The sequence below is a fragment of the Fibrobacter sp. UWS1 genome (assembly GCF_002300445.1).
GTDB lineage: Bacteria > Fibrobacterota > Fibrobacteria > Fibrobacterales > Fibrobacteraceae > Hallerella > Hallerella intestinalis.
The window spans coordinates 699509-717730 of record NZ_NSGW01000002.1 but is presented as its reverse complement, the minus strand read 5'-3'; the positions used below and the strand labels follow the sequence as shown (position 1 = coordinate 717730).

The following is an 18222-nucleotide window of genomic DNA, read 5'->3' as shown; positions in this document are numbered from 1 at the left end:
TTTCATCAGGAACAAAAATTTCCACCAAATTATATTTATTAGAAAATTTCACCTGAACGACACGATGATAGATCCGACATTTTCTCACACTTCCATTTTCAACAGAGAGTTCCGCCTTTTTGGCGAAGAATTGATGCTCCATATATTTCAAAAGCGCGTCATCCTTTTCGGTGTCGGCGGTGTCGGCAGTTGGTGCGCAGAAAGCCTCGTGCGCTCCGGTATCGAACACTTGACCATTGTGGATCCCGACACTGTAAATGTCACCAATATCAACCGCCAGTTGCTAGCAACCACCAAAACAATCGGAAGGCCCAAAGTTGAAGTTCTTAAAGAACGCCTTTTGGAAATCAACCCGCACGCCCGCATTCACGCCCTCCAAGAAATCTATCAAAAGTCCAACTGCGATTCTTTTCAACTCGAAAGCTACGACTATATTATTGACGCGATCGATTCTTTGGAAAACAAAGCGCACCTTTTATTGCAAGCCGCCGAGACCCAAGCCCGCGTTTTTTCCTCTATGGGAGCCGCGCTCAAACTCGACCCGATCAAAATCCAGACCGCCGAATTTTGGAAAGTCAAAGGCTGCCCGCTTGCCCGTGCCCTCCGCGAAAAATTCAAAAAAATGCAGATTCGCCCGAAAAAGAAAATCGTCTGCGTTTTTAGCGATGAAGTATTGCCCAACAAAGGAGAAGTTTTTGCCGGCGACAGCTCCCCGGCGGCATTTCACAAAGTCGCTTACAACGGTTCCATCGCCCATGCCACAGCCCTGTTTGGATTCATGATGGCGGGACTTGTCATGCAGGACATCCACAATGAATTTGTACACAACCATTGAAATACCTCCATCGCCAATCCATTTGGATTATTCGAAAAACATCCTTTTCATCGGTTCCTGCTTTGCTGAAGCCATTTCTAAACGTTTCGCCTTTCGCAAATTTCACACATTGGCAAACCCCTTCGGAGTTCTCTACAACCCGCTTTCCATTGAACGATTGATGGAAAATGCCGCCAGTGGAAAAATTTACACGGAAGAGGACGTTTTCTTTGATGGCGAACTTTGGCATTGCTGGGACGCACATTCATCCTTTTCTCGAAAAAACAAAAAAGAATGCCTGGAAAATTTAAATGCGGCTCTCGACACTTTCAGAAAACATCTTCCCAAAATCGATATCGCTTTCATCACCTTAGGCTCCGCATTCGTTTATTTTTTAAAAGATACTGACAAGAATTACCCGGCAAATACCGTCGTTTCCAATTGCCACAAGGCTTCAGCAGAAACATTTGTACGAAAACGGATTTCCGTGGAACAGGCAATTCTCTCGCTGAAAAACATTGCGGCAATTCTTCGCTCCCAAAATCCGAAAATTCAAATCGTCTGTACGGTTTCTCCTTTGCGTCATTTCAAGGACGGCGCTCCAGAAAATTCCGTTTCCAAAGCGACGCTTTTGCTTGCCGTCTATGAATTTGTACGCAACCATTCCGATTTTGCCGAATACTTTCCCGCTTATGAAATCGTCATGGACGAGCTCCGCGATTACCGTTTTTATGCGCGGGATATGATCCACCTTTCGGAAGTTGCAGAAGATTATATTTTCGAGCGCATAACCGAATCGCATATCGCAAAAGACTTTGCCGAAAAGCTCCGCCGTGTCGAAAAGTTTTTGAAAGCCGCTTCGCATCAAATTCAAGACGAAACTTCCCCAAAGACCAAAGAATTTGCACAAAAACACCTGACGATAGCCAAAGAACTCGTTGACTCAATTCCCGGTTTGAATTTAGAACTCGAAATGGAATTTTTCAAGAAACTGCTGCGGTAGTAAATGAGCCAGTGAAATTTTTTCTGCAAATAGGCTGTTCTACAGCAAATTGGTTTAACAGTTGTCAAGCACTCTTAAAGCTAGCGCATTGCGTAATGCGTCAGTTTTTCTTTGTAAGGGAATGTTGTTTATTCGGGCAGTCGACCTTCGAACATGATGCAGAACTCGCCGTAGATTGCACCCCAGTTACGAATCGGCATGGTCCATTTCCTCGTAGCTTCAAGAGAGGCCAGTTACAAGACCTTGAGGTGAGCGCATCCCAATTCATGTACCAGCTCTTCATGGCGTGTGGATTCCTTGGCTTTCCGTTTTTCGGCTACGCGGTCTCGTATTTCAGCACCCTGCGACTCCTTCGGAGCATTGTGGATTCCCTTCAGGTCGGCAGCAAACTCTTTACGGTCCTTGTCCGCCACGTACTTGAACGTATTGCGAATCTGGCGCACAAGGCAACGCTGGTATTCCGTTTTTGGGAAGGCGACGGAAATGGCCTCCTTGATACCGGTCAGTCCATCGGCGCAGATGACGAGTACATCCTGGACGCCACGGTTCTTTCGTTCGCTTGATTCTTTATGCGTTCAAGGAATGCGTCCCTGAGCGACGTGTCGGTTGTTTTCTTGGACCTTGGAGTCCCCTTTCCGCCCCGATTTTAGGAGTTGAAAGAGGACATTTTGACCTGAGGAAGGGGGCGGACTTCTTCTTATTTTGAGGCTCCTTTGCAATAATTTACTATAGAACGCCTCATCCGTCTTTTTGACGAGCTTCATTTACAGATTTTTTTCATAGGCTCGTAAATTCGAACAGCGATATAGAAAGCTGCAATTTCCTATGCGCTTTTAGAAGAGCGATTCGTTTAACGTGATCAGGGCTTACTTCTCAACACTCCGCAGAGCCTCGAAGATCTTTCTGAATTTGAGAAGTCAAAAGCGGAAGTTTCTTTTTTAGGGAACAGATTAATTTTCAGAATGCAAAATCCGCAAGTAGCTCTCGTATCTTGCTTGCGGAATTTCTCCCGAACGTACACGGGCAAGTACGTCGCAACCCGGCTCATTCAAATGCATGCAATCGTTGTATTTGCAAGTGAAAATATCATTGTGAAAAAATCCCGGGAAAGAGCGCGCTAAATCATGTTCATCCATTTCCGCAACGCCCAATTCCCGAATCCCCGGCGTATCGATAATGCGACCGCCAAACGGCAATTCAAAAAGACTTGAAGAAGTCGTTGTGTGACGCCCCTTGCCATCCAGCGAGCGAACTTCTCCCACATTCAAAGCCGCTCCCGGCACCAGCGCATTGACCAGACTGGATTTGCCCACCCCGCTTTTTCCCGAAAGCACGGAGCACTTATTTTTCAACACATCACGAAGCGCATCCAGCCCCGCACCCGATTTGCAACTGACACAAATGAATTTATCTACAATCGAAATAAAATCCTGAACGCCCTGCGGCAAATTTTCCACCAGATCGGTCTTGTTCAAAACCATCACCAGCGGTAATTGGCATAGGTTCGCCGCCAACAGAAATCGATCGGCAAAACCGTAATTAAAAGGAGGTTCCGCCACGCTGGAAACAACAACCACCTGATCGACATTCGCCGCCAGCACCAACTCTCGCCGAGATTTGTCTTTGGGCCCCGGGCGAACAAGCGACGAGCGCCGTGGAAGAACCCGAAGGAGCGAATAAGGCGCATTTTCGTCGGCATCTTTAGCGCGAGCAACCATCACCGAATCGCCCACGGCGGGAAACTCCTTCAATTCATGAACGACAGCTGCGCGGTAAGTCGCATTGATAACTTCCCCGCCCAAAAGACGCACAACGCAAGTCCGGCGATGCACTTCCAGAACGAGTCCTTCCAAAGCGGCGGAATCAAATTTTTCCGTAGGATCCTTGATTTTTTTGACTTTCGGTTTTTTAAATTCCCGACTCCAGCGTTCCTTAATCGGGCGATCATCCAAAGTTCCCCGCTTCCACATTTCCATCGTGTTCACACGGCGAGCGCGCGAATCCCGTCTCGAAGACCTGGAAATTCGTTCTTCTTCATTTTCCGAATCAAAACACATCATAACTAATTTAAATAGACGAAGGGCAAACGGCTTTTATAAATTCTGAATTTGCCTATTTTAAAACCCGATTAGCTATCTTTGATTTATGCGTTCTCTGTTTCAAATGGCTCGCTTGGGAAACATCCTAATCGCGGAAATCACCCTCGCTGCGGGAATCTTCCTTTCCCAAGGGATTTTCACCCTGCGCGGCATCGCCGCCAATGCGATCGCCTTTGCTTGCGCCATCGCTTTCGGCAATATCCTGAACGACATTTTCGACCTAGAAATCGATAAAATCAATCGGCCGTCACGCCCGCTGCCCGCCGGAAAAATCTCCGTCCGTTCAGCAAAGATATTCGCCGACATCTGCGCTGCCATCACGCTGGCCGCCGGATTCATTTCTCCAAGTCCAACTTCCCATCTGCTCTTCTTTTTTGCTTTGCTGATTCTGCTATTTTTTTACGACAAAAATATCAAGCGCATTCCCTTAATCAAAAATGTCTGCGTGGCCATTTTATGCACGACTCCCCTTATGCGCAGCCTGTTCCTTCCCCAAGCGAATTTTCACCCGATTTACACCGCCATCGGTTTTGCGTTCCTTTTCACATTCGCCAGAGAAATTTTCAAAGACCTGGAAGATACTCAAGGCGATCTTAACGCAGGAATTATCACCATTCCACTTGTCGTCGGAGAAAACAAAGCCAGCCTTTTCGCCAATCTCCTGCTGCTATTTTCGCTGTTTTCCATTCCGATTCCTGTCGCCATCGGCTGGATGCCCCGCAGTTTTCTGTGGACGCTCATTCCTCTTATCCCCTCATTTTTTTCACTTGTCGTTTTTCGCAAAAAAAACAATACCGAACCGCACAAAAATGGACAAAATCATCCATGGTCGTCGGATTATTTTTTTTGATTTTTTCCCATTTCATTTGACGAAATTCCATTTTAATTCTATAATTGCGGTGTCCTCGCGGGAATAGCTCAGTTGGTAGAGCACGACCTTGCCAAGGTCGGGGTCGAGGGTCCGAGTCCCTTTTCCCGCTCTAAAGAGCACCGATTTATTCGGTGCTTTTTTGCATTCAGAAAGGGACGAGGACCCGAGAAGAGGGGCCGAACGGACGCGGACTGAGCGTAGCGAAACATGGACGCGGACGGGACTCGACGCCCTGTGTCGAGCCCGAAGGGGGAGCGAGGAGCGCGCTCTTGCGCGAGACTCCGAGCGAATCACTCCCTTTTCCCGCTCTAAAGAGCACCGATTTATTCGGTGCTCTTTTGCATTCAGAAAGGGACGAGGACCCGAGAAGAGGGGCCGAACGGACGCGGACTGAGCGTAGCGAAACATGGACGCGGACGGGACTCGACGCCCTGTGTCGAGCCCGAAGGGGGAGCGAGGAGCGCGCTCTTGCGCAAAACAGAATAAAACACTCTGAATAATTTCCGAATACCAAAAATATACGTACAAAAAAGGCCTTAAGAAATAAAAATTCCAATTCAAAATAATTTTAGTTATATTATCCTCAACCATTTAAAAAGAGGTATGGAATGGCCTTCCGCTTTTGTTTCGCAATTCTCGCCTTGGCGAGTTCAATTTTGGCGATGACGGTAGAAAGTCGCGACGAGCAACCTTCAAATGAAGCGCAGACAGCACTCCGAATCCGTCTATTTAACGATTCGGGCGATTCACTCCGAAATGTGGAACTGCGCTATTTTCTCTCAAAAAAGAAATTACCGGTTCAAGTGGAAAGGCATCATCCTTCCAATTTGCTTGCCGAAATCGTAAAGCCAGATTCCGGAAATCCTTTTATGAAAATTTTAATTCCTACGCTGCCTCCTGGAATTTTCCCGGACAGCGGCGGCCTTTCTTTGGGCTTGCATTTTTCGGACTGGAGCAATTTTGCAAAAAATGCGGATTACAGCTATCCCGCATCCGAAAATTTTTCAACAACTGAAAAAATTGCTATCCATATCAACGGGGAATTTGTTCAAGGAATTTTGCCGGGGACTCTCCCGGATGCTGCTCCAATTTCGCTCCCGTCCGGTTCGGGAGTTTCTCTTTCTCCCGGAGAAAAAGTACACTTCGCCTGGCGTGAAGTCGATGGCGCAAAAAGTTACCGATTGAATGTTCTTTCTGCTGCGGATTCAGCGACCGTATTCCAAAAAATAACGGAAAAGAATCAAGCGGACGCGGCTTTGGATTCTGGGGAATATCTTTGGCGAGTAGAATCTTCCGAATACGGCTTGGGAAGTGCCGTCTGGGAAGGGGACGCAAAGCCCTTGGACGACCTGTTTTGGCAACGGATTTCGGTTTTTACCGATACCGCCTGGATTTTAGAAAATAAACTGGATGTGACACCGCTTGCCGCTCGCAAGGACACAAGGCTGCTGGACGTAAAGTGGGGCGAGATGGCGGTTGTACGAAAATGGGACGAACCGCATTTAGAGCATTCTCATTATGATGAAGAGGAAAGCTTCCGTTGCTGGGCGGTCGGTGCGCAGGAGCTGAATCACTATTATGGCGGGAACATTGCTCAAGACGAGATTAAATTAAAGTTTAAAGACTATCCTAATCTGTCCGTTTTTTCCGATTCTATAAAAGCGAAAATTTTAGGAGCATTCCTGCATGATGCACAAGGAGGACTTGATGATACATATTTCTCCTCTCTATTACTTTGGGTATTGAATGAAAACGCTTCACTTATCCGTAAAGATTCGCTCCCTTCAGAAACAGATGTGAAAACGTGGATAAATGCAGGGATTCCCCTTTACGTTTGGAATCATACACATGTGATGATTTTGGATGCCTACCGGATTTCGCTTTCAGGGCGCATGGATGTGCGCCTGTTGAACACGGACAATGACGGAACAGTGGAATGGCGCGTTTTGAAATCTTTGGCATTGGAAGGGTTCATTGCCGCAAATGTGAATGGTTCTGTCCGAATGTCCGATGCGCGCATTCATACGGACAGCGATGGGGACGCCATGATGGACTACGATGAAATCGAACGCTTCGGAACCAATCCAGAAAATCCAGATTCCGATGGAGATGGCATTAACGACAAAACAGAAGTGTTTTCTTATACAATAAGGGAAAATATTCCTGATACAAATAGAACCGTTTGGAAATATGGCATAACACAATTGACTTATGCCGATATCGATGGCGATAGCTTACGCGCCGAGTTGGATTGGGATTCGGATGGCGGAGGCAAGGCGGATGGTGCAGAAGATAAAAATAAAAACGGATTGAAAGAGGACGAGGAATCGGATGTTTACGATGCGGACGATGATTTCACTCCGATAGAAATCGGTCTGGATGTTCCCGGAATTCTGACGCTTTATGCGAGGGAGCATCTGTCCGTAAATGACGGAGTAAGATGTCATCAAAATTCAAAAAATTGTGACATTGCATCGGAATCAAAGGATTCGGCGTATGCGGTGAGCATTGGACGCAGTGCTTATGTCCGTCGGATTACGTCAAAAGGTGGCATTTTTTTGAGAGATTATGCAGTGGTAACGGGGAATGTTCGGGTTTACTCTTTGCCGGAAAAAGTGTTGAACTTGGAAAAACAAAATAATGTAATATTCGACAAAGCCTTTATCCTTCAATTAGAAACCCTGTGGCCATACCAAATCGCTGAACTACCGACAATGCAAAATGTAAAAGAAATCGCCTACAACGAAAGTTACACCTTGAAAGACGGTGACCATTTCCAGACATTAAAAGTGCACTCTGGAGGAACACTTTTGGTGGAAGCTGGAGAAATGTACATTGGGAATATCCAATTGGAATCCGGCAGCAAAGTGCTGTTCATCCATCCGGGAATGCAAACCATTTTGCATTTAAACGGCAGCGTCATTTGGCGGGCAAGAACGTTGAATGATGACTTGGGAAAAGTCGCCAAAGGCTTCAAACTCATTCAGCACGGCACAGAAACAATGACGGTGGAAGGAATGTGGGCGGGCACAATTTTCGCCCCGAACGCCGATTTGATTCTTGGTCAATCGAATAAATCCCTTTACGGACGTTTTCTCGGCAAGAACGTAACTGTTCACCAATATGCGCAGGTTTACGGCATTCCGTTTGCCCCGGAAATGAATACTGTTGTCGCCAGGAGGAAATGATGAAAAAGATATTGCTTTGCGAAGTATTATTTATCGGTCTGGTTTTGGCAACTCCTCCCGAAACGATGTATTACACGAATTTTGAATTCGTCAATTATGAAAATATTCCGAAAGCCTGCGAAACAATAACGCAGCTGCCTACTTTTGACGATGGGGCAAACTGTGACAACGACTTTTCCATTTATTATAGATCGCCGTTGGATTCCACGGTGTCGTTCGGATTTATGTTTTATCTAGGTAGTATTTGGATAAATCGTAATACGCAAGTTTGTGAAGGAGATTTCTTTAGTCTTACTGCGGTTGGTCAAAGCGGCACGCTGCAATTCAGTGAAGTTCTGCTGGCGGAGTTTATGCGACTTCAGGAGTTGGGAGTCGTCAATATGGAAAAAGATTCTGCCGAGTCGTTTATTTTGAGCGTGATAGATTCGTTAAAGATGGGAAATGGAGGCGAATGCGACATCGATATGGCCTACGGAACAGGCCACATGCTGCCAAATTATAGTTGTTGTTCCCTTGTAGAAACACCGTCCGCAATCCCTTTGCATTCGTTTGTACAAAACCATCTGCACTCAACGAAAATTTCGCAAGGCAAGTTCCGCATCGACGGCGCAGATCTTGGTACACCTTACAGGCTCTTTGATTTGAACGGCAAGCTGCTGCGTTCGGGCGTTCTTCAAAGCCGAGAGGTTACTACGCCGTCATCGCCCGCCATTCTTGACATCGCCGGGAAAAGGTTGCTTTTGAAGTAAGGAGAAAACGAAAAATGAAACAAATACTTTTTATTTTATTTACCTTTATGAAATTTTCTGCTGCTTTAGATTATTATCCAGAAGCATTTTATGAAACTCATTTTGAATATATTAATTTTGGAAAAATTTCCGAGGCGTGTCTAACAATAGAAAAATTTCAAAATTATAGAGATGATTTCTCCTGTACCCAAGGAAGTATATTATATATTTCTCCGCTAGATACGACAGTGACTTTTGCAACTCTTTTTGATAGTGAACAAATTTGGGTTTATCGTAATACGCAAGTTTGTGAAGGAGATTTCTTTAGTCTTACTGCGGTTGGTCAAAGCGGCACGCTGCAATTCAGTGAAGTTCTGCTGGCGGAGTTTATGCGACTTCAGGAGTTGGGAGTCGTCAATATGGAAAAAGATTCTGCCGAGTCGTTTATTTTGAGCGTGATAGATTCGTTAAAGATGGGAAATGGAGGCGAATGCGACATCGATATGGCCTACGGAACAGGCCACATGCTGCCAAATTATAGTTGTTGTTCCCTCGTGGAATCGCCGTCCGCAATTTCTTTGCATTCGTTTGTGCAAAACCATCTGCATACAATAAAAATTTCGCAAGGCAAGTTTCGCATCAACGGCGCAGATCTTGGTACACCTTACAAACTTTTCGATTTGAACGGCAAACTGCTGCGTTCGGGAGTTCTTCAAAGCCGAGAGGTTACTACGCCGTCATCGCCCGCCATTCTTGACATCGCCGGGAAAAGGTTGCTTTTACAATAGCAGAAGCGTTCCATGAAGAATTTTCTGATAGGCATTTTTATCGGAAAAAATTGTATGTTTGCGCTTCAGCTGTAATCTCTTTCGTTCCCATTTACAATCCGTCCATTTCGCGTTCCTCAATCCTCTATCTTCTCAACAAAGTACTAGATTCTGCAATGTGGCGATTCCTTCGCGCACATTTTCCCCTATTATTTTAATTTTGCAAAATTTCCAACTCCCAAAAGGACAGAATATGATTGGCCCAAATCCCGCATCCGTTCACCCGAACGAAAAAATTCCGAGCGTATGCTACATCAAAAATGTCATCACGCGCAAAAACATCACCGTGGGCGACTACACGTATTACGATGACCCGGAAGATTCCGAAGGCTTTGAAAGGCACGTGACGCACCACTACGAATTTCTTGGCGACCGGCTCATCATCGGAAAGTTCTGTGCGATAGCAAAGGGAATCGAATTCGTCATGAACGGCGCGAACCATCGGATGAAAAGCGTCACGACGTATCCGTTCAACATCATGGGCGGCGGCTGGGAAAAATCGACGCCCGCGCTTTCAGACCTTCCGTTCAAAGGCGACACCGTTGTGGGAAACGACGTGTGGATTGGGCAAAACGTAACGGTCATGCCGGGCGTCCACATCGGCGACGGCGCAATCATCGGCGCGGATTCGGTTGTCGCGTCCGACATTCCACCATACACAATCGCCGCAGGAAATCCGTGCCGCGTCATCCGCAAACGCTTTGACGACGAACTGACGGAATATCTTTTGAAACTCAAATGGTGGGACTGGGACGCGGAAAAGATTTTTGCGAACCTCGACGCGCTCACAAGCGGGGACGTGGAGAAGATTCGGGAGATTGGGTGAATTTAGAATTGCGTTATTCTCTTTATCGGAAAAAGTATGTATACTGGTTTTATAATTTTATGTACGATGTAAAAAAGCGAGGATTCTATGCTTACGAGCATTGAAATTTGCGCCGGTGCGGGCGGACAAGCGTTAGGGATTGCTCGGGCTGGATTTTCGCATATCGCGCTTGTTGAGTATGAACACGATTATTGCACCGTCCTGAAATCCAACAAGCCTGAATGGAATATTCTCTGTACAGACGTAAAGCATTTTTCTGGAAAAGAATACAGTGGTAAAATCGACCTGCTTGCCGGCGGCGTTCCCTGTCCACCATTTTCGGTGGCAGGAAAGCAGCTCGGAAAATCGGACGAGCGCGATTTGTTCCCGGAAGCAATACGCCTGATAGAAGAAATACATCCGCGCGCCGTCATGCTGGAAAATGTCCGCGGTTTTCTTGACCCGGTATTTTCCGACTATCGGAATTCCATTTTGAATCAAATTTCCGGACTTGGTTACAGCGTCCATATCAAACTGCTGAATGCCTCTGACTATGGTGTGCCACAATTGCGTCCGCGTGTTGTAATTGTGGGAATACGAAACGACATAGACGATTCCTTTGAATACCCGAAAGAAAAGCCAGGGCTTGCAAAAACAGTCGGAGAAACGCTTGCCGATTTGATACGTGCAAACGGATGGAAAGGTGCGGACGAATGGATTCGCCGAGCAAACACCATAGCTCCGACGATTGTCGGTGGCTCAAAAAAGCACGGCGGGCCTGATTTGGGACCCGTTCGCTCTCGAAAAGCATGGGAAGCAATTTGTGTTGACGGACGCGGCATCGCAAATGAAGCACCGGCACAGGATTTTGTCGGAATGCCCCGTCTTACTCCGCGCATGATTGCAAGAATACAGGGATTCCCCGACACTTGGAATTTCGGAACAAAGAAAACAGCTGCATGCCGTATGATTGGAAATGCGTTTCCTCCGCCGGTTGCGGAAAGCGTCGGAAAAGAAATAAGGAAGGTTTTGGAACATGGAAGCATTGATTGCTGAGGCACGGAAAGAATATCACAGAAGTCTGCTCGAAAAAGGCATTCTTACCATTGATGCAAAAGGAATCCCCAGCAACGCGGACTCTTCGTCCAAACTGTCAGTTGCAATAGCGCAGGGAATTGCAAATCGCTTAACCGCAGAAATCAAGGAAAAGGCTCTTGGACAAACATCGGGTGCGAAGTTCGAGGAAGTCAATATGCAGTTTCTGGCGGACACATTTCCGCACTTGCAGAATCTGCGTCCGGGAGATTGGCATATCATAAAATTGGGAAATCGGAGCGCGGTAAAGACGAGCAGTTTTGCCCAATATGAACACCTTGAATACTTGAGCCACCTGACAGAATCGGATGCAAAACTTGCCGCTAGCATGGGAAACGACTACATGATTGCGCCCGATGTTGTCGTCTACAGGAATCCTGTGTCCGACGAGGAAATCAACAGTTCAGTTGCCATTGTGGATGACTCTGTTTCAAAAATGACCGACATCCGCAAAAAGAACGGAGGCTTACCAATACTTCATGCGTCTGTATCCGCAAAATGGACGATGCGAAGCGACCGTGCGCAAAACAGCCGGACAGAAGCTCTCGGACTGATTCGGAACAGAAAAGGACATCTGCCGCATATTGTCGTGGTAACAGGAGAGCCGCTTCCGAGCCGTCTGGCTTCGCTTGCGCTTGGGACGGGCGATATCGATTGTATGTATCATTTCGCATTATATGAACTTATTGAATCCGTAAAAGCCACCGGAGCGGAAGATTCCATTGAAATGCTGGATGTGCTGATAAGCGGGAAACGGATAAAAGAAATCAGCGACCTGCCGATGGATTTGTCTGTTTGACCATTTGGACAAAACGTAACGGTCATGCCCGGCGTTCACATCGGCGCGGATTCCGTCGTCGCGTCCGACATTCCGCCATACACAATCGCCGCAGGAAATCCGTGCCACGTCATCCGCAAACGATTTGACGACGAACTGACGGAATATCTTTTGAAACTCAAATGGTGGGACTGGGACGCGGAAAAGATTTTTGCCCATTTAGAAATCCTCACCAGCGGGGACATCCGAAAGGTAAAAGAACTCCTCTGAGTTTTCTACAGGCTCGCCATTTTCGTTTCTGGCATTTTCCATTTTGGCAATTTCCATTTTTGACACAATCGATACAGATAAACCGTCATTTTAAGAAATCCCGATTTTTTCCGATGACGACAGATTTATATTAAGTGATACAACCTTTTTCTACGAGGATGATATGATTTCCTTTTTTCAACACCGATTTTTTTCTTCCGCCATTTTCCTCGCTTTCTTTTGCACATCCGCTGTAGCTCAAAATATTCTGAGCAACGGCAATATGGAATACGGAGATGGCGGCTGGTATCTTTGGAACAATCCCGACGGTCCCGCAACCGTCGAAATGAAGCTCGCCGAACCCGGACTCGGCTACGACGGATCGCAAGGCGTTAAAATCGTCGTAAAGCAACTGCCAAAAATCTGGTGGGGATTGCAACTGCAACCGCCAAAATTTTTAGCGGATTCAGCTTATTACAAATTAAAGTTCAAGGCCAAAGGAAACGTTCCCATCAATGCGATTGTCCAAGGCGGCCCGCCGGATTACCGCCAAAAGGAAAGTGCCTCCTTCGACCTTTCGGAAAAATGGCAAACCTATTCGATGACATTTCTCGCCGACCAAAAGGGCTACGGGCTGAATAACGTCACCTTCCATGTGGGTTTGAAAAAAGGCTGGCTGCAAATGGACGACGTGGAAATCGAAAAAATCGGTTCCATGGACAGCCAATGGTTTGCCTCTTCCGAATCGCGCATCGATAGCCTGCGCAAAGCCGACTTTTCGGTAAAGGCAAAGCCCGGAGAAAAAGTCCATGTCAAATTGCAACGGCACGCATTCCCATTTGGCACGGCACTCGCCCTTTACAAAATGAACGGCAACAGCAAGCAGGACAGCGTGGAAAAATGGTATCGTGAAAAAGCGAAGAAATTCTTTTGGCACGGCGTTTCGGAAAACCAGTTCAAATGGCCTGAATACGAACCGAAAAAAGGAAAAGTCAAACGGGAAGAGATGAAGGAATACACCGACTTTACCGCACAAAACAGTTGGGAACTGCGAGGGCACGCCTTGATGTGGGGACACCAGGGCTACGGTTTCGACAAGCACTATTCCAATCCGGGTTCGCCCAAGAAATGCAAGGATTTCGCCAACTATCTCAAAGCGAGAATCGACCGCGACCTCAAAGAATACAAAGGAAAAATCACCGAATACGACGTGTGGAACGAACCATTGCACGAAGCATACACTTTCAACACCTGCGGCTGGAATCTTCTGGACAGCGCATTCATCTGGGCGCACCGCGCAGATCCGGAAGCCAAGCTTTACATCAACGAATACAATGTCGTCGCCGCCGGAGAAACAGACCGCTATTACAATCTGATTCGAGGAATGCTGGACCGCAAAGTTCCCATTCATGGAATCGGCGTGCAATGTCACTTCGGCTTACGCCCCGTCGTCCCGGCCCTAATCCGGGAACGTTTGGATAAGCTGGCGTCTCTCGGCTTGCCCATCAAGATCACGGAATTTGACATCGGAGATTGGCAACTAGGCATGAACGATTCCGAAAGCGTACAGGCACAAAAATACGAGACCTTCATCCGCACCGCATTCAGCCATCCCGCCGTTTCGGGAATTCTTTTATGGGGATTCTGGGACAATCGCCATTGGCTCAAGAACGGCGGCGTTATTGCCGCAGACGGGCGCGAAAAGCCCGCAGCCAAAGCGATTTTCGACTTGTGGCACAAAATCTGGAACACCGACACGACCGCGGTCGCTGGCGAAGATGGACTCGCCCACTTTCGCGGATTCAAAGGAACTTACCAGGTAACAGCCGAAGGCAAGACCTTTGAAATGCGAGTCGAATAAATCCTCTTGCGGAAGGCCTTTTGGGGGCCAATTTCCAATGCGATTCGCATTCTTTACAAAAATGTTCTGAATTTTCGGATATCCAAGCCGAACCATATATCCCGGTTGAAATTCCTTCGCCCATTTTCTTTTTGAAAACGGGCGTTTTTTTTAGATTCGTTCCATCATCCAAGAGGATTCCATGCTGGAAGAACTTCACGAAGAATGCGGCGTTATCGGCATTTACAATAGCGAAAACGTCGCCCGCAATGTTGCCATGGGACTTTACGCCCTGCAACACCGAGGCCAGGAAAGCGCTGGCATCGCCATCACCAACGGAGAAAAAATACGAGTCCGAAAATCCATGGGACTTGTATCCACCCTTCTCCGAGAACACAACGTTGACGAACTGCAGGGATTTGCCGGCATCGGGCACGTCCGTTATAGCACGACAGGTTCGAGCACTCTCGCCAATGCGCAACCGATTCTTGTCAGCTGCAAATGGGGGCAACTAGCCATCGCCCACAACGGCAACTTGACAAATGCCGCCGAACTCCGCGCCGAGATGGAAGAAGCCGGGCATATTTTTCAAACGACTTCGGATTCCGAAATTCTTTTGCACGATATAGCCAGAACCCATGCGCCAAACGTCAAGGAAGCCATCAAAAAAGCGCTTTCCAAACTCACCGGCTGCTTTTGCATTATCATCTTGACCAAAGACGCCATGTATGTAGCGCGGGACGGTTACGCATTCCGACCGTTGTCGCTTGCCCGATTCGGCAACGGCTGGTGCATCGCCAGCGAAACCTGCGCCTTCGATCTTCTGGGTGCCACTTACGTCCGCGACATCCAAGCGGGTGAACTTTTGACCATCACCCAAGACGGCCTTCATTCCGAAACCTTCGTCAAGAAAGATCACCTTGCCCACTGCATTTTCGAATACATCTACTTCGCCAGACCGGACTCCCGCATTTTTGAACAAATCTGCGACAAGGTGCGCCGCAAAATGGGCAAACAGCTCGCCCGGGAATGCCCCGTCGAAGCGGACGTCGTCATTCCCGTTCCCGATTCTTCGACAACAGCGGCCCTCGGTTACGCCCGGGAATCCGGCATCAAATTTGAGCTCGGGCTTTTGCGCAATCACTATGTGGGAAGGACATTCATCGACCCGACACAGAACGTCCGCGCCCAAAAAGTCCGGCTGAAATTCAACCCTATCGAAGGCGTTCTCAAAAATCGCAAGGTCTGCGTCGTCGATGATTCCATTGTACGGGGCACGACACTCAAAATTCTTTCGCGCATGATTCGGGACGCCGGAGCGACTGAAGTCCACATTCGTATCGCATCGCCCCCTGTAGCACACGCTTGCTATTTCGGAATGGATTTTCCGAATGCAGGCGACCTGGCGGCAAATAATATGACCCCGGAAGAAATCGCCAAAATGCTCGGCGTCGAAAGCCTGGGATACTTGAGCATCGAAGGAATGAAAGAATGCACAGGAGCTCCCGCCGACTATTGCGCCGCCTGTTTTGACGGCAACTATCCCGAATATATCGGAAAGGACACTGGAAAATTCAGCTGCGGCTAGGGTTCATGTTGATAGTTATCAGTTATCAGTTGGTAGTTGGCAGTGGTTAGCGGCTAGCGGCGAGTGAATTACCGCACGTTCCCCTTGCCGCTGATCACTAGCCGCTTCTCCCATTCTAAATGCTCCTAACTCCTAACTATTAACTCCTAACTTCTAACTATTAACTGGCAACTCCCCGCCTCCTCGAGGCGGCCTTTTATTATAATTGTTGCCGTGAAATTTTCAAAAGGATTTATCGATGGTCTCCCGATTGGAATCGGCTATTTCGCCGTCTCCTTTTCTTTTGGCATCGCCGGATCCAAGTTTCTCCCCTGGGATTTTGTCACGCTCATTTCCATGACAAACCTGACATCCGCCGGGCAATTTGCCGGAATCCAGATTATGCAGGCAGCCGGCACCTTTATCGAAATGGCAATCGCCACTTTTTTCATCAACCTGCGCTATTCCCTGATGGCGATTTCACTTTCCCAAAAGGTTTCGCCCTCATTTAAAACGCCGCAACGCCTGCTTTTGAGCGTCGGCATTACCGACGAAATTTACGCACTCGCCATGTCGCAAAAGGAAGCGGTAACGCCTCTCTACTTTTTAGGACTTACCGCCCTTCCCTATATCGGCTGGAGTCTTGGCACTTTCTGCGGAGCGATTGCCGGCCAAGTTCTTCCCGCCATACTGACCAACGCGCTGGGTGTCGCCCTATACGGCATGTTCATCGCGATTGTGATTCCCCAGATGAAATTGCACAAGCCGACCTGCGTCGCTGTCGCTATTGCCATCGCACTCAGTCTGGCGTTCCGATACATTCCGATTCTGCAAGGGGTTTCCGCCGGATTTTCCATTATCCTCTGCGCGCTTATTGCTTCCCTTTTCTGCGCCAGATTTTTTCCCGTAAAACAAGGAAATCTTCCATGAATTGGCGTGATTTTTTCCTGTATTTGCTGACCATGGCGGGAGTTACTTACTTGCTTCGGACAATTCCTTTCATTTTGCTCCGTAAACAGCTCAAAAGCGAATTTTGGAATTCTTTTTTATCCGGCGGATTTTCGTCGCTAACGCGACTTAGGTTTGTAGTTTAACTTGCGTATAAATATACTCTAAAGGGGTCATAAAGTCAAGCCTTTTTCGAGGCCTGTTGTTCAGTTTATCCTGTATCCAGCGAACTTTCCGGGGAGAGATTCCCTTGAACGACTCCTTCTTGGGAAGATATTGGCGTATTAGACCGTTCATGTTCTCGTTGGCACCGCGCTCCCAGGAGTGGTACGGGTTCGCAAAGTAGTAATCCGCCTTCATAGCTTTCGCTATTTCTGCGTGACAGGCGAACTCCTTCCCGTTGTCCGAAGTGATTGTGAGAATCTTGACTTCGAACGTTTTCTCAAAGTCCTTCAGCGCCCTCACAAGCGTTCTCTTCAGGTCTTTCGCGTTCTTCGTCGGAAGATACCTTATCAGGCTGTAATTCGTCATCCTGTCGTTGATCGTGAGCAGGTTCGCGTCATGGTCCGCGCTGTTTATCAGGTCTATCTCGATGTCGCCTACGCGTGATTTCTCGTCCACGATTGCCGGACGTTCCTCGATGGGCACGCGGCCTACAATCTGGCCTCTCTTGTCCTTCTTCTCCCCGCGCTTACGGTATGGTTTCTTGCCGTGCCGCAAGTGCTTCTTCAGGTCCTCGTCCTTGTTCACATGCCTGTATATCGTGGCGACGCTAGGGACACCCATCCCATCGAGTTTCGCGCGTCCGTTCACCTGTTCGGGAGAGTAGTCTTCCTTGATTTTCCCGTCCACGATTTTCCAGTCGTCCTCGTCGTAGTCGTAATGCAGGTGACTTGTCGCGGCAAGGAGGTCTGCCCGTTCCTGCGACTTGACCGGGTCGTAATGCTGGCGGCCGCCGCCCCTGTTTAGTTCCCTGTAGATTGTGGATTTGTGGACCTTCAGCTGCAAGGCTATGTTTTTCGGGGGGATCTTTGCCGCATTGAGCGCTCGTATTTCGTATCTTTGTGCTTGGTTGAGACTCACCGCCATGTCCTTTTTTGGTAGAATCGGCAAGGTAGAAAAGTTTCGGCCAGGTTCCCCAGGGGCTAGCCCTAGGGAACTTTTTTTCTTCCCGATTCAACCTATATCAGTCGCATTGACGGTGAAAATTCGCGTCCTATATTCCCTTTACGGTTCTCGCAGCGATGACCGTCCCTGCCATGTTCTATGCGACGGACAATCGGCTTTCGGGCATTGCCGCCTTTTTTGCCGCAGCCGCCGCAGCCATTTTAGGGCGCGGACTCGTCATTGTCGCCTGTGCAGCAACCGCAGCGGTTTTATTTATGGATGGCGTTATTTTATGAGAGGTAA

The 18222-nt window shown here is 47.9% G+C and carries 15 protein-coding genes, 1 tRNA gene and 2 pseudogenes; 15 read left to right on the top strand and 3 right to left on the bottom strand.

The window, feature by feature from the left end:
• The first annotated feature begins 64 nt into the window (after positions 1–64).
• Together BGX14_RS13285 and BGX14_RS13280 are read left to right on the top strand one after the other, a co-directional pair.
• Positions 65–835 carry a ThiF family adenylyltransferase gene (locus tag BGX14_RS13285; protein ID WP_073302497.1) on the top strand — a complete coding sequence of 257 codons (771 nt, stop codon included), beginning with the start codon at positions 65–67 and terminating at the stop codon, positions 833–835.
• Complete coding sequence (locus BGX14_RS13280) at positions 813–1817, top strand: GSCFA domain-containing protein (protein WP_095880137.1); 1005 nt, start codon at positions 813–815, stop codon at positions 1815–1817. Before BGX14_RS13285 ends, BGX14_RS13280 begins: the two co-directional genes overlap by 23 nt.
• Before the next feature lie 233 nt (positions 1818–2050).
• Here BGX14_RS13280 and BGX14_RS13275 read toward each other — a convergent pair.
• Positions 2051–2377: pseudogene (locus BGX14_RS13275) on the bottom strand (transposase); the annotation flags it as partial.
• A gap of 390 nt (positions 2378–2767) precedes the next feature.
• A complete protein-coding gene (gene rsgA / locus BGX14_RS13265; RefSeq protein WP_095880135.1) occupies positions 2768–3877 on the bottom strand; it encodes a ribosome small subunit-dependent GTPase A in 1110 nt (369 codons plus the stop codon).
• Positions 3878–3962: 85 nt separating this feature from the next.
• Here rsgA and BGX14_RS13260 point away from each other — a divergent pair, with 85 nt between their 5' ends.
• The 12 genes and pseudogenes from BGX14_RS13260 (at position 3963) to BGX14_RS13205 (ending at position 16794) form a co-directional block, all read left to right on the top strand.
• Entirely contained in the window at positions 3963–4766 is an 804-nt protein-coding gene (locus tag BGX14_RS13260; RefSeq protein WP_095880134.1) for a UbiA family prenyltransferase, read from the top strand.
• A gap of 57 nt (positions 4767–4823) precedes the next feature.
• Positions 4824–4896: transfer RNA gene (locus tag BGX14_RS13255), tRNA-Gly, on the top strand.
• Positions 4897–5449: 553 nt separating this feature from the next.
• The gene (locus tag BGX14_RS13250; protein ID WP_143394256.1) at positions 5450–7975 is read left to right on the top strand and encodes a hypothetical protein; all 2526 of its coding nucleotides are present in this window, start codon (positions 5450–5452) and stop codon (positions 7973–7975) included.
• Positions 7972–8724, top strand: a complete 753-nt coding sequence (locus tag BGX14_RS13245) for a hypothetical protein (RefSeq protein WP_073302485.1) — start codon at positions 7972–7974, stop codon at positions 8722–8724. Before BGX14_RS13250 ends, BGX14_RS13245 begins: the two co-directional genes overlap by 4 nt.
• A 14-nt stretch (positions 8725–8738) precedes the next feature.
• Positions 8739–9491 (top strand): hypothetical protein, encoded by a 753-nt coding sequence (locus BGX14_RS13240; RefSeq protein ID WP_143394255.1) that lies wholly within the window; start codon positions 8739–8741, stop codon positions 9489–9491.
• A 232-nt stretch (positions 9492–9723) separates the two neighbouring features.
• The gene (locus BGX14_RS13235) at positions 9724–10356 is read left to right on the top strand and encodes a Vat family streptogramin A O-acetyltransferase (protein WP_095880131.1); all 633 of its coding nucleotides are present in this window, start codon (positions 9724–9726) and stop codon (positions 10354–10356) included.
• Between the two features lie 87 nt (positions 10357–10443).
• Positions 10444–11391, top strand: coding sequence for a DNA cytosine methyltransferase (locus BGX14_RS13230; protein WP_078777014.1), 948 nt, complete (start codon positions 10444–10446; stop codon positions 11389–11391).
• Positions 11372–12229: an NgoMIV family type II restriction endonuclease gene (locus BGX14_RS13225; protein ID WP_073302477.1), complete on the top strand. Its 858-nt coding sequence runs from the start codon at positions 11372–11374 to the stop codon at positions 12227–12229. Before BGX14_RS13230 ends, BGX14_RS13225 begins: the two co-directional genes overlap by 20 nt.
• Before the next feature lie 6 nt (positions 12230–12235).
• A pseudogene (locus BGX14_RS13220) lies at positions 12236–12478 on the top strand (acetyltransferase); the annotation flags it as partial.
• A 163-nt stretch (positions 12479–12641) separates the two neighbouring features.
• Positions 12642–14318 carry an endo-1,4-beta-xylanase gene (locus tag BGX14_RS13215; RefSeq protein WP_095880130.1) on the top strand — a complete coding sequence of 559 codons (1677 nt, stop codon included), beginning with the start codon at positions 12642–12644 and terminating at the stop codon, positions 14316–14318.
• A 181-nt stretch (positions 14319–14499) separates the two neighbouring features.
• A complete protein-coding gene (gene purF, locus BGX14_RS13210; RefSeq protein WP_078777018.1) occupies positions 14500–15885 on the top strand; it encodes an amidophosphoribosyltransferase in 1386 nt (461 codons plus the stop codon).
• A 213-nt stretch (positions 15886–16098) separates the two neighbouring features.
• Positions 16099–16794, top strand: coding sequence for an AzlC family ABC transporter permease (locus BGX14_RS13205; protein ID WP_073302471.1), 696 nt, complete (start codon positions 16099–16101; stop codon positions 16792–16794).
• A 147-nt stretch (positions 16795–16941) separates the two neighbouring features.
• Here the strand turns inward: BGX14_RS13205 and BGX14_RS13200 are convergent, their stop codons facing one another.
• A complete protein-coding gene (locus tag BGX14_RS13200) occupies positions 16942–17901 on the bottom strand; it encodes an IS30 family transposase (RefSeq protein ID WP_095878741.1) in 960 nt (319 codons plus the stop codon).
• 155 nt (positions 17902–18056) lie between these two features.
• On the opposite strand from BGX14_RS13200, the gene BGX14_RS15640 reads away from it, so the two are divergent.
• On the top strand, positions 18057–18215 hold the full coding sequence (locus BGX14_RS15640) for a hypothetical protein (protein WP_158223331.1): 159 nt from the start codon (positions 18057–18059) through the stop codon (positions 18213–18215).
• The last annotated feature ends 7 nt before the right edge of the window (positions 18216–18222 follow it).